Source organism: Pseudoalteromonas sp. S4741 (assembly GCF_005886135.1).
GTDB classification, from domain to species: domain Bacteria; phylum Pseudomonadota; class Gammaproteobacteria; order Enterobacterales; family Alteromonadaceae; genus Pseudoalteromonas; species Pseudoalteromonas tetraodonis.
Genome location: NZ_PNCN01000031.1, coordinates 58,569 through 70,220, shown reverse-complemented (window position 1 = coordinate 70,220; position 11,652 = coordinate 58,569). Strand labels below are relative to the sequence as shown.

The window sequence follows — 11,652 nt, the reverse complement described above, 5'->3', positions numbered from 1 at the left end:
TACAACGAAAAAGGCATGGCGCTTATAAACCAACAGCACATGAAGAAGTAGAATTAAAGTGAATGAATAGTCGCAAAAAAATTAACAGATTTAATCGATTTGGAGTGCCAAATTAGTAAAATTACCCGTTTGTAAGGTATCTAACTCTTTTTTAGTGAACTGATAATAGCTAAACCAGCTTTGTAATTCATCGTCTTCAATAAGCTGGTGCTCTTTTAAATTTAAGTATTGAGAGTAACAACGCGCTTTTAAAATTACTTGCGCTAATGGCAATAAACTATCGCCCTTTGCTACTCCATTCACTAACTGCTGCATAGCACTGTCAAACGGCAAATATTTAAATGACATGCTCTCAATCACCTTAGCGCTAACAAGCAGTGATTTTTCGTGTAGCAGTGTTGTTAAAAATAACGGATCTGGTTTTAGCTCTAATAGCGCGGTGTGTAAGTTTTTATCACCTTCTTCACGAGCACGCAGTACTTTGCGCTGCCATACCTGATCAAACACTTTTAGGTATAAGCGCACTAAAGCAATTTGCCCTACATTAAGTAACATGCCCAATGTAAACGCATGCATTGGGTTTACCCCGTTAAGCTGGGCAAGCGTTTGCGCTGCAATTGCACACGACATGGTGTTGTCTTTTAACCTGCGCTTTAATAACGTGAAGGGTTCTGTGCTATGTGGCATCCAATGGCGCACTGCAAAAGTAGGCACTACAAGTTGCAGGTTATCTAAGCCCAAATAACGTAATGCCAACGCTGGGGTATCTACTTTGACTGAGGTGCCTTTACTGCGTTGCTTACGATAAAAAGGTAAATTAACTAAGGTAACCAGCTCTCGTCCAAGCCAGTTTAAATCGTTAACTAGCGGCTCTAAACGGCCAACCGAGGCGGCGCGAGTAGCCAGTATATCAAGTATGGCGCACACGTTATCTTCTATGCCAATGGTGTCTTTAATAACAAAATCGATGTCTTCAAGACGTTTAGCAATCACGGTTTCAATAACCGTATGTAATTTTTGACTGGTTTTTGCCTGTAACTTTTGATGTGAAGTACTTTTTTGTTGACGCTTTTGCTGAGCGGCCACTTCAACTTCTAATAAGGTACGATTTTTAACCGGTTTACCATCATTGAGATCTAAGGTATGAATAAAGCCTATTTGCTGGTTGGCAAAACTATGACCCAGTAGCAAATCATGCGCTCGTTGATGTAGCACGTTAACAATACGCTGTTGCTGCAATGTGTCAGTCATAAGCTCTATCTTAGGGAAAAAGTAAATAGCTTGCAGGTATAAGCCTAGAAGCGTGTTAAAAAGTTATCAAGTAAAGCTAAGCCTTGCTCTGTCAAAATTGCTTCAGGATGAAATTGCACGCCTTCGAGCGCGAGCTCGTTATGTAATAATCCCATAATTTCATCACGCTGCCCAGTGTTGCTTTGAGTCCACGCTGTGACTTCTAGTTCTTTAGGCAATGAGTGTGCTTCAACAATTAAAGAATGGTAGCGGCACACTGTCAGCGGGTTAGGTAAACCTTTAAACATACCTTGATGCTGATGATAAATAGGCGATGTTTTGCCATGCATAACCTGTTTAGCTCGCACTACTTTACCACCTAGCACTTGAGCAATGGTTTGGTGCCCCAAACAAATACCTAATATAGGATAAACTCCTTTAAACTGCTCTACCACAGATAACGACACTCCCGCTTCAGTCGGGTTTTTAGGCCCTGGAGAAATCACAATATGATCTGGGTTTAACTGTTTGATCTCACTCAGCGTTATTTGGTCGTTACGTTTTACCAACACGTCTTGATCTAAGCGCTGAAAATACTGTACCAAGTTATAGGTGAACGAGTCGTAGTTATCGATCATTAAAAGCATGCAATAAAGTACTCAAAGTAATTAGGGCCTGTCGCAGGCATATTCTAACTGAAGCCTTTGCAGGTGTCAGCGTTTTGCAGCCCAACAAACATAAATAGACACACTAACAACCAATAACGGTTGATTTATTTTAGATCAGCCCAAGCTCTGTTGTATGGGGTCACCCCAAGTCACTGATCATTTTTATATAACGTGACGTGCATTATGCAACAGCCATTTAAGGAGTAACCTATGTTAGGCGAAGACCATTCATTAACCAAAGATTTTCCTGATTACACGCAAACTATTGCAAAACTTAATGCAAACGATGAAAACTTTGCAACCAAAGCAAAGCAATATAATGAAATCGATAAAGAAATTCGAGTACTTGAGCTACAAGACTCACCCATAGATGACGAAGCCATGCAGCAGTTAAAACACGACCGAATGGTATTAAAAGATTGGCTACATCAACAATTAACGGATGCTAATTAATTGTTGTTATTTGGCGCCTATTAAATTGTAGGCGCCAGAATTGAGTGTTCACCTCTCTCCTACCTTTCGCTCATCTATAATTTTAACCATTATGGTGCAAAAGCATTGCTATTCGTTTAGCTTAAAGACAAGCTGTCTTTATCTAAATTAAACAACACTATTTTTTATGTCTAAATACATACTCTCGATTGACCAAGGAACGACAAGCTCTCGAGCTATTTTATACACTAAAGATGCCGAGGTTTTTGACACGGCTCAACAAACCTTCCCTCAACACTTTGTGAAAAATGGTTGGGTTGAACATGACCCTGTAGATATTTGGCAAACCGTATTAAGCAGCGTTAAAAACGTATTATCGCAGCAACAAGTCACTGCCGCCGACATTATTGCCATTGGCATTGCTAACCAACGAGAAACCACCTTAGTGTGGAATAAAAAAACCGGGCAACCTATCTACAATGCGATTGTGTGGCAAGACCGACGTACCAGTGACTATTGCGATAATTTACGTCATGCTGGGCATACACAAATGGTGAATGATAAAACCGGTTTAGTGCTCGATCCTTACTTTTCTGCAACCAAAATTCGTTGGATTTTAGATAACGTCAAAGGCGCTAAAGAGCAAGCACACGCAGGTGAACTAGCATTTGGTACGATAGATACCTACTTGCTATGGCAACTCACTAACGGTAAAGCTCACAAAACCGATGCTACCAATGCCTCTCGTACATTACTGTTTAACATTCATCAGCAATGCTGGGATGAAGAGTTACTGGCTTTATTTAATATTCCAGCGTCGATGCTACCTGAGGTAATGGACTCAGCGGCTGACTTTGGGGTGACTGCAAGCGAGCTACTTGGTGGTGAAATTCCAATTTGCGGTATAGCAGGCGATCAACAAGCCGCCTTAATTGGTCAAGCTTGTTTTGAAGAAGGTATGGCAAAAAGTACTTACGGAACAGGCTGCTTTTTAATGCTTAACACGGGTGATAAAGCACTAAAATCAAATAATCGTTTATTAACCACTCTTGCGTATCGGCTCAACGGCAAACCCTCCTATGCGATTGAAGGCAGTATTTTTATGGCTGGTGCCACCATGCAGTGGATAGTAGAAGGCTTAAAGTTATTAGAAAACGCGGGAGAAAGTGAAGCCCTCGTCAAAGATGTTCCCTTGGATCATGGGGTATTCTTGGTTCCCTCGTTTACAGGCTTAGGTGCGCCCTATTGGGATGCAAATGCCCGAGGCGCAATTTTGGGCCTAACCCGAGACTCAGGCATTAGCACTATTGTTGCAGCTGCCTTGCAGTCGGTGGGTTATCAAACCAAAGATCTACAAAAAGCCATGGAAGGTGACGGACTCCGCCCTAGTATTCTAAGAGTTGATGGCGGCATGGCAAATAATAATTGGGCAATGGCGTTTTTAGCCAATATTTTAGGCGCAAGCGTTGAGCGCCCTACTCTAACCGAAACCACTTCGTTAGGGGTTGCTTACTTAGCCGGTTTGCAAACTGGGCTTTATGAATCAACTGCGCAGCTTGCCAGCATGTGGAAAAGCGATCGTCGCTTTGAACCGACCATGAGCAGTGAAGAGCGCAACGATTTATACGCAAAGTGGCTACATTGCATTGCACAAGTTAGACTTTCTAATAGCACTGACGGCGAGAGTGAGTAAAATCTATGAGCGCACACGACAACGAATATGACTTACTCATTATTGGCGGCGGTATTAATGGCGCCGGAATAGCAGCCGATGCCAGTGGTCGCGGTTTAAAAGTATTATTGTGTGAACAAAACGATTTAGCCTCAGCCACTTCCTCTAATAGCAGTAAGCTTATTCATGGCGGGCTGCGCTATTTAGAGAATTATCAATTTAGATTGGTAAGAGAGGCATTAGGTGAACGTGAAGTGCTATTAAAAAAAGCGCCGCATATTATGTGGCCGCTTTCTTTTAGGCTACCGCACCAAGCACACTTACGTCCTTCTTGGATGATTCGTGTGGGGTTATTTATTTACGATCACCTAGCGAAACGTGACACCTTACCTGCCTCAAAAACGATTAAATTTGACAGCAATAGTATACTTAACAACAGTATAACCCATGGCTTTGAATACGTCGATGGCTGGGTTGATGACGCGCGTTTAGTGATTTTAAACGCCCAAGCTGCTCATAATTTAGGCGCCACCATTGCAACACGCACCCGCTGCATTAAAGCAACGCGTAACGCAGATTATTGGGATGTGATTTTACAGCAACAAGCCAGCAAGCAGCACCTAAATATAAAGGCAAAAAGTGTTGTAAATGCCGCAGGCCCATGGGTCGCGTCACTATTTGAAGATGTATTTACCCAGCCCACACCGCACACTATTCGCCTCGTGAAAGGCAGTCATATTGTAGTGCCCCGACTCCACAATGAGCCAGCTGCCTATATTTTACAAAATAAAGATAATCGCATTGTATTTGTCATTCCTTATGAGCAAGATTACTCACTGATTGGCACCACAGATGAAGAGTACACCGGCGATATTACTGATGTAAAAATTAGTGAGCAAGAAATACAGTACCTCATCAGTATCACTAACCATTACTTTAACAACGCAATAAGCGCGGCCGATATTGTGCACAGCTTTAGTGGGGTGCGGCCACTATTAGATGACAAATCAACAGATGCTCAAGCCGTCACCCGCGATTACAAGCTGATATTAAACAACGACACCGATCATGCCGCTTTATTAAGTGTGTTTGGTGGTAAAATTACTACCTATCGAAAGCTTGCAGAAAACGCCGTTAATAAGTTAGCGCCTTTTTACCCAAAGATGAGTGGCTCTTGGACCAAAGATGCCCCTTTACCAGGCGGCGACTTTAGTAACCAAACATACCTTACCGCTCAGTTAGAAAGTAGCTACCCTTGGCTGGCAATCGACACATTAAAACGTATGGTTCGCAGCTATGGCACGCTTAGTTATCAATTACTGGGGAACAGCCAATCAATCGGTGATTTAGGTTATCACTTTGGTCATGGTCTGTATGCGCAAGAAGTTGATTACTTAGTAAACCATGAATGGGCAAGAACCAGCGCAGATATACTTTGGCGACGAACAAAGCTTGGGCTGCGCTTTTCAGAAAAACAAGTCATTGCCTTGGGGCAATATTTAACTAAACATCCAGCTTGTCATAGTTAAGCTGCGATTAACTAACTGCTACAAGGTGCTGTGTTAATGCGGCTTTTTCATCAGTCGAAAGTGGTTGCTTTGTTTTGCTAGCAAAGTCATAACGTACCATCACCGTTTTACCAATGGCGCAACACTTATCTTGCTGCCATGCTTCTTGGCGGATCACAAATGAACTATTGCCAATTTGCTCTATGCTAGTGTTAATTGTCACCTCATGGGCATAAAATAGTTCGCCAACAAACGACACTTCAACTTTAGCAATGATTAACTTCCAGTTGTGTGGATTTAGATCTGGCGTAAAAAATTTAAAAATAGGTACTCGGGCCGCTTCAAACCATACGGGGAGTACGGTATTGTTGATGTGTCCGAGTGCATCCGTTTCGCTAAAACGCGGTATCACTTTTTCAGTAAACATAATAATCCAATAATAATTAAACAGGTAACTCATGACGGACTTTATCCGCGTGTATGACAACGCGCTCAGTAATGAATTTTGCGATAACTTTATCACTACCTTTTCTCAAAGCCCGCATATTAAACAAGGGATGACATCGGGCGGTGTTGATCTTAATAAAAAAGATAGCCACGACTTATACCTAAACAATCATCCTGAATACGCAGAACAATTAAAACATATTCAACAAACCACTGCACAGTATGTTTTCAACTACATTGAAGAACATATTTTTATGATGATTGGGGCATTTGGTTTAAAGGTATACCACCCAAAAACAGGACAACCGGTTGATTTAACTCACGCCAACTATGACGAGGTAGGTAAACCACAACTCCCCTTATTGGTGCAGCAAATTTTTAGACTCGGTAATATTCAAGCGCAAAAATACGAAGTAAATAAAGGCGGTTATCCGTATTGGCACAGTGAGGTGTATCCGCAGCTACAGCATAATGAAGCACTGCATCGGGTGTTGTTATTTATGTTTTATTTAAATGATGTTGAAGAAGGCGGAGAAACCGAGTTTTATTATCAAAATCGTAAAATAGCCCCTAAAAAGGGCAGTATGGTGGTTGCCCCAGGCTACTTTACGCATACACATAGAGGCAATAAGCCAGTATCAAACGATAAGTATATTTTAACCTCATGGGTTTTGTTTAATCGAGCAGAGCAAATTTATGGAACGCCAAAAAGCTAAGTAATCAGACAATAAAAAAGCCACAAGTTTTTTACTTATGGCTTTTAAAGTGCTAAATGGGTAAGGCTTTAACCTAGTAGCTCATCAAATAAATCAAATAACTTATCTAGCTCAGCTGTTGTGTTGTAATGCATACAGCCAATACGCACTACGCCGCCTTTATCAAGTACGCCTAACTGCTTGCATAAGCCTTGTGCATAAAAATTACCATCCCACACACAAATATGCTGTTTACCTAAAAACTCAGACACCTCACGCGGCTCTAGCCCTTCAAAGGTTAAAGCAAACGTTGGCGTACGCTCATTTAAGCGCTCAAGATCATCAATGCCAAATAGCTTAATACGCGGGTAATTAACTAAACGCGTTAAAAAGTATTCACTCAATGCCATTTCATGTTGTTTTGTTTTAGCAAACGCAACACGTAATTTTTCTCGGCGTGAGTGACTGTCATCAAGTTTGCTAATCGCCGCTATGTAATCAACCGCCGCAATAAAGCCTGCAAGTGCCTCAAAACTTTGTGTGCCGGTTTCCCAACGACCTGGTGCAACATCTTTTGCTGGCTCTACTTTATAAGGTGTAAACCCTTCTAAGTGCTCAGTTTTACCATAAACCATGCCTAAGTGCGGGCCAAAAAATTTATATGCAGAACAAGCTAAAAAGTCGCAACCTAACGCTTGTACATCAATCAGTTCATGTGGCGCATAATGCACCGCATCAACATACACCAACGCATCCACATTATGAGCAAGCTCTATAATACGTTTAATGTCGTTAATAGATCCCGTGGTGTTTGAGGCATACGTAACGGCAACTAATTTAGTATTACTGTTTAATAGGCTTTCAAAATGCGCCATATCTAAGCTGCAATCAGCCTCGTTAATTAAAGCGGTTTGAACCTTAACGCCTTTATCTTCTGCGGCTTGCTGCCATGACGACACATTTGAAAAATGATCAGCATTGGTCACAATAATCTCATCACCTGCTTGCCAATCGCGTGAAATAGCACGGCTAAAGCTAAAGGTCAGGCTAGTCATGTTAGGGCCAAACACAATATTTTGTGCACTGGGCGCATTTAACAAATCAGCCGCGGCTTGACGCGCATTCGCCATCAGCTCAACCGTTTTATCACTTGAAAAAAACGCACCGCCTAAGTTTGAGTTGTAGTGCCCTAAATAAGCAGTCATTGCATTTAATACAGACTGCGGCACTTGAGAGCCGCCTGGGCCATCTAAAAATATTGGTGACTTACCATCAACGGTTTGCATTAAAGCAGGAAATTGCGCGCGCAATTGCATTAAATTCATTTTATTTCTCTTAAGCAGTTAGTACAAAGCAATCCAGGTAACCTGGTTTGTTAGCATCAATTTTGTTCATTGGCGTGGCGTTATGCCATACCTGACGGTCATTAATTAGTGCAAACATACCGTCTTTAATTTCCATTTTAAAACACGGTTCAGCTTGCTTGTTTTCGTATACTAGCAGTTCGCCGCCCTCAAGGTTTTCGTGTGAAACACCACATACACAAACATGCTCAAACCCATCTTGATGCACACCTTCTGGGGCTGCAGGCGTATCGCTATCAATGGCAAGCATTCTAAATTGATGTATTTCAATATCACGGTCTTCATCAATGCCGGTAAGCTCACAAAACTCACTTACAATGCTTTTCATACCCTGAGACTCAAGTAAGCTCTGCTCTAAGTTTTCATAAGTACGCTCAACATTACCCTGAAAGGTATTAATAGAATCGTCTTGAACAAACGCTTTGGCAGCTTGAAGTTTTAGCTCACCATTTTGAAATTTAATTACCGAGTAACGACGCTTACGAAATTCACCGTCTGCATACGGATTTGCAGGTAGGTTATCAAAAGAAGGCTTAACCAAATCAATATTTGCTTGGTTAATAAAACGAAGTTGCAGAAGGTTCTGGTTGTTTAATGTAGTCATAAAATCCTGCTTATAATAATGATAATATTGCCGAGGATTTTAATGCATATAGAGAGGATTTTTTGCTTTATTAACCATATCAATGACGACATTTAACGAAAGTTAATACAATCATGCAGCGAATTAAGCATTATCTATCTAATATTTTATTTGAACAATAAAAAACCCGCCAAAGCGGGTTTTTTAAACACACTCTATAAATTATACAGCTTGCTGAATAATTACGTTGTCTGCCTTTTTAGTGTACTGAGGCATACGGTGGAAGTTCAAGTAACGGTATGTATCTGCAGCCGTTGCGTTGATTTTCGCTGCGTATTCTTGGTATTCAGCGGGTGTAGGTAATTTACCTAAAATTGCCGCTACTGCAGCAAGCTCAGCTGATGCTAAGAATACATTTGCCCCTGTACCTAAACGGTTAGGGAAGTTACGTGTTGAGGTAGAAACAACCGTTGCTTTGTCCGCAACACGTGCTTGGTTACCCATACACAGAGAACACCCTGGCGTTTCGATGCGTGCACCAACACGGCCAAAGATACCGTAGTAACCTTCGTCAGTTAGTTGGTCTTTATCCATCTTCGTTGGTGGAGCTACCCAAAGTTGAGTTGGGATACGACCGCTAAAGCCATCGAGTAATTTACCTGCAGCACGGAAGTGACCAATGTTAGTCATACAAGAACCGATGAATACTTCGTCGATTTTCTCGCCAGTAACATCAGAAAGTAAACGCGCGTCATCTGGGTCATTTGGCGCACACAGTACTGGCTCTTTAATCTCAGCAAGGTCGATTTCAAGTACGTGTTTGTACTCTGCGTCTTTATCAGCTTCCATTAGTTCTGGGTTTGCTAACCAGTCTTGCATTGCAGTAACACGACGTTCAATCGTACGTACATCGCCGTAACCTTCAGAAATCATCCACTTAAGCATAACAATATTAGACTCAAGGTATTCGCTGATAGACTCTTTAGAAAGTTTAACAGTACAGCCAGCAGCTGAACGCTCTGCTGATGCATCTGATAGCTCAAACGCTTGCTCAACCGTTAAGTGCTCAACCCCTTCGATTTCTAGTATGCGACCAGAGAATTCGTTAATTTTACCTTTTTTCTCAACCGTTAATAGGCCTTCTTTGATACCGAAGTAAGGGATAGCATGTACAAGATCACGTAAAGTGATACCCGGTTGCATTTCACCTTTAAAGCGAACCAAAATTGATTCAGGCATATCTAGTGGCATTACACCCGTTGCAGCTGCAAACGCTACCGCCCCCGAACCTGCTGGGAATGAAATACCTAATGGGAAACGTGTATGTGAATCACCACCCGTACCTACGGTATCTGGTAATAACATACGGTTTAACCATGAGTGAATTACACCATCACCAGGGCGAAGCGATACACCGCCACGATTCATAATAAAATCAGGAAGCGTATGGTGCGTGTTTACATCGATTGGCTTAGGGTAAGCCGATGTATGACAAAAAGACTGCATTGTTAAATCTGCAGAGAAACCTAAACAGGCTAAGTCTTTAAGCTCATCACGCGTCATAGGACCTGTTGTATCTTGCGAGCCAACCGTGGTCATTTTAGGTTCACAGTATTGGCCTGGGCGAATACCGGCAACGTTACATGCTTTACCAACCATTTTTTGCGCAAGCGTAAAGCCTTTGTCTGATACTTCAGTCACTGCTGGTACTTTAAATACGTCAGTTGCGCCTAAACCTAATGATGTACGCGCTTTGTCTGTAAGACCACGACCAATGATCAATGGAATACGACCACCAGCACGAACTTCGTCTAAAATTACCTCTGATTTAAGTTCAAATGTAGAGATCACATCATCAGTACCGTGGCGCTTAACTACACCTTCGTATGGGTAAATATCAATTTGGTCACCCATGTTGAATTCATCAACATTTAACTCGATTGGTAACGCACCCGAGTCCTCCATTGTGTTGAAGAAAATAGGCGCAATCTTGTTACCTAAACATACACCACCCACGCGCTTGTTTGGTACGAATGGGATATCATCACCCATAAACCAAAGCACAGAGTTTGTTGCAGACTTACGCGAAGAGCCTGTACCAACAACGTCACCTACGTAAGCAAGTGGTAAGCCTTTAGTTTTTAATTCTTCAAGCTGAGTGATTGGACCTACTTCACCGTCTTTGTCAGGGTTAATACCATCACGCTCATTTTTAAGCATGGCTAATGCATGAAGCGGAATATCAGGACGTGACCATGCATCTGGTGCTGGTGATAAATCATCTGTGTTTGTCTCGCCAGTGACTTTAAATACCGTCACAGAGATTTTTTCAGCAACGGCTGGCTTATTGACAAACCATTCTGCAGCAGCCCAAGACTCTATAATTTGCTTGGCGTATGCATTACCTGCTTTTGCTTTTTCTTCTACATCGTAGAACGCATCAAACATTAATAATGTGTTCGAAAGGCCTTTTACTACAATTGGCGCTAACGCTTCGTCATCAAGTAGTTCAACCATTGGTGCAATATTGTAGCCACCGAGCATAGTACCTAGTAACTCAGCTGCTTTTTCTTTAGAAATCAACGGAGAAACAGCTTCACCTTTAGCAACAGCCGCTAAAAAGCCTGCTTTAATGTAGGCTGCATCATCAACACCTGGTGGTACGCGGTTAATCAGTAGTTCTAGGATGAACTCTTCTTCACCTGCCGGTGGCGTTTTAATTAGCTCAATAAGATCAGCCGTCTGCTGAGCGTCTAATGGCGCTGGTACGATACCTAACGCGGCACGTTCTTCTACGTGTTTACGATATTCTTGTAGCACAGTATTGCCCTCTTGGTGACGTTAAAGTATTCGGTGGTGTTTACTAAACACACCATAACCCAATACTTATAGTATTCTATCTGCCGATTATAAAGCTTTTGTGCATAGATTAAAATCCATCCAGTTATGCAACTAGTTATACCGATTATTAATAATATGAATAGTGAACAAAGTAAAACCAACTCCCATGAATACCTATTAAGCAGCCATAAAAAAACCCAGCCTAAGCTGGG

The 11,652-nt window shown here is 41.8% G+C and carries 10 protein-coding genes; 4 read left to right on the top strand and 6 right to left on the bottom strand.

Features of this window, described 5'->3' with window-relative positions; genetic code table 11:
• Nucleotides 1–90 precede the first annotated feature (90 nt).
• On the bottom strand, nucleotides 91–1,251 hold the full coding sequence (locus tag CWC30_RS05580) for an HDOD domain-containing protein (RefSeq protein ID WP_138626636.1): 1,161 nt from the start codon (nucleotides 1,249–1,251) through the stop codon (nucleotides 91–93).
• Between the two features lie 44 nt (nucleotides 1,252–1,295).
• Nucleotides 1,296–1,877, bottom strand: coding sequence for an anthranilate synthase component II (locus CWC30_RS05575; RefSeq protein WP_036980977.1), 582 nt, complete (start codon nucleotides 1,875–1,877; stop codon nucleotides 1,296–1,298).
• Nucleotides 1,878–2,108: 231 nt separating this feature from the next.
• Between CWC30_RS05575 and CWC30_RS05570 the strand changes: the two genes are divergently transcribed.
• The 3 genes from CWC30_RS05570 (at nucleotide 2,109) to glpD (ending at nucleotide 5,531) form a co-directional block, all read left to right on the top strand.
• Nucleotides 2,109–2,351 (top strand): HP1242/YdcH family protein, encoded by a 243-nt coding sequence (locus CWC30_RS05570; protein WP_013463823.1) that lies wholly within the window; start codon nucleotides 2,109–2,111, stop codon nucleotides 2,349–2,351.
• A 166-nt stretch (nucleotides 2,352–2,517) separates the two neighbouring features.
• Complete coding sequence (gene glpK / locus CWC30_RS05565) at nucleotides 2,518–4,023, top strand: glycerol kinase GlpK (RefSeq protein ID WP_138626635.1); 1,506 nt, start codon at nucleotides 2,518–2,520, stop codon at nucleotides 4,021–4,023.
• 5 nt (nucleotides 4,024–4,028) lie between these two features.
• On the top strand, nucleotides 4,029–5,531 hold the full coding sequence (gene glpD / locus CWC30_RS05560) for a glycerol-3-phosphate dehydrogenase (RefSeq protein ID WP_138626634.1): 1,503 nt from the start codon (nucleotides 4,029–4,031) through the stop codon (nucleotides 5,529–5,531).
• Nucleotides 5,532–5,538: 7 nt separating this feature from the next.
• Here the strand turns inward: glpD and CWC30_RS05555 are convergent, their stop codons facing one another.
• Entirely contained in the window at nucleotides 5,539–5,937 is a 399-nt protein-coding gene (locus CWC30_RS05555; protein ID WP_036983357.1) for an acyl-CoA thioesterase, read from the bottom strand.
• A gap of 31 nt (nucleotides 5,938–5,968) precedes the next feature.
• Between CWC30_RS05555 and CWC30_RS05550 the strand changes: the two genes are divergently transcribed.
• Nucleotides 5,969–6,673 (top strand): 2OG-Fe(II) oxygenase, encoded by a 705-nt coding sequence (locus CWC30_RS05550; protein ID WP_036980972.1) that lies wholly within the window; start codon nucleotides 5,969–5,971, stop codon nucleotides 6,671–6,673.
• Nucleotides 6,674–6,741: 68 nt separating this feature from the next.
• On the opposite strand, the gene CWC30_RS05545 is transcribed toward CWC30_RS05550, so the two are convergent.
• The 3 genes from CWC30_RS05545 to acnB form a co-directional block, all read right to left on the bottom strand.
• Nucleotides 6,742–7,977 (bottom strand): cysteine desulfurase-like protein, encoded by a 1,236-nt coding sequence (locus CWC30_RS05545; protein WP_138626633.1) that lies wholly within the window; start codon nucleotides 7,975–7,977, stop codon nucleotides 6,742–6,744.
• Nucleotides 7,978–7,987: 10 nt separating this feature from the next.
• Nucleotides 7,988–8,620 carry a 2OG-Fe dioxygenase family protein gene (locus tag CWC30_RS05540; protein ID WP_036980968.1) on the bottom strand — a complete coding sequence of 211 codons (633 nt, stop codon included), beginning with the start codon at nucleotides 8,618–8,620 and terminating at the stop codon, nucleotides 7,988–7,990.
• 201 nt (nucleotides 8,621–8,821) lie between these two features.
• Complete coding sequence (gene acnB / locus CWC30_RS05535) at nucleotides 8,822–11,419, bottom strand: bifunctional aconitate hydratase 2/2-methylisocitrate dehydratase (protein ID WP_138626632.1); 2,598 nt, start codon at nucleotides 11,417–11,419, stop codon at nucleotides 8,822–8,824.
• Nucleotides 11,420–11,652 lie beyond the last annotated feature (233 nt).

Coding starts and splice junctions, on each gene's coding strand:
- CWC30_RS05580 (WP_138626636.1), bottom strand. CDS start 1,251: ATGACTGACACATTGCAGCAACAGCGTATTGTTAACGTGCTACATCAA.
- CWC30_RS05575 (WP_036980977.1), bottom strand. CDS start 1,877: ATGCTTTTAATGATCGATAACTACGACTCGTTCACCTATAACTTGGTA.
- CWC30_RS05570 (WP_013463823.1), top strand. CDS start 2,109: ATGTTAGGCGAAGACCATTCATTAACCAAAGATTTTCCTGATTACACG.
- glpK (WP_138626635.1), top strand. CDS start 2,518: ATGTCTAAATACATACTCTCGATTGACCAAGGAACGACAAGCTCTCGA.
- glpD (WP_138626634.1), top strand. CDS start 4,029: ATGAGCGCACACGACAACGAATATGACTTACTCATTATTGGCGGCGGT.
- CWC30_RS05555 (WP_036983357.1), bottom strand. CDS start 5,937: ATGTTTACTGAAAAAGTGATACCGCGTTTTAGCGAAACGGATGCACTC.
- CWC30_RS05550 (WP_036980972.1), top strand. CDS start 5,969: ATGACGGACTTTATCCGCGTGTATGACAACGCGCTCAGTAATGAATTT.
- CWC30_RS05545 (WP_138626633.1), bottom strand. CDS start 7,977: ATGAATTTAATGCAATTGCGCGCGCAATTTCCTGCTTTAATGCAAACC.
- CWC30_RS05540 (WP_036980968.1), bottom strand. CDS start 8,620: ATGACTACATTAAACAACCAGAACCTTCTGCAACTTCGTTTTATTAAC.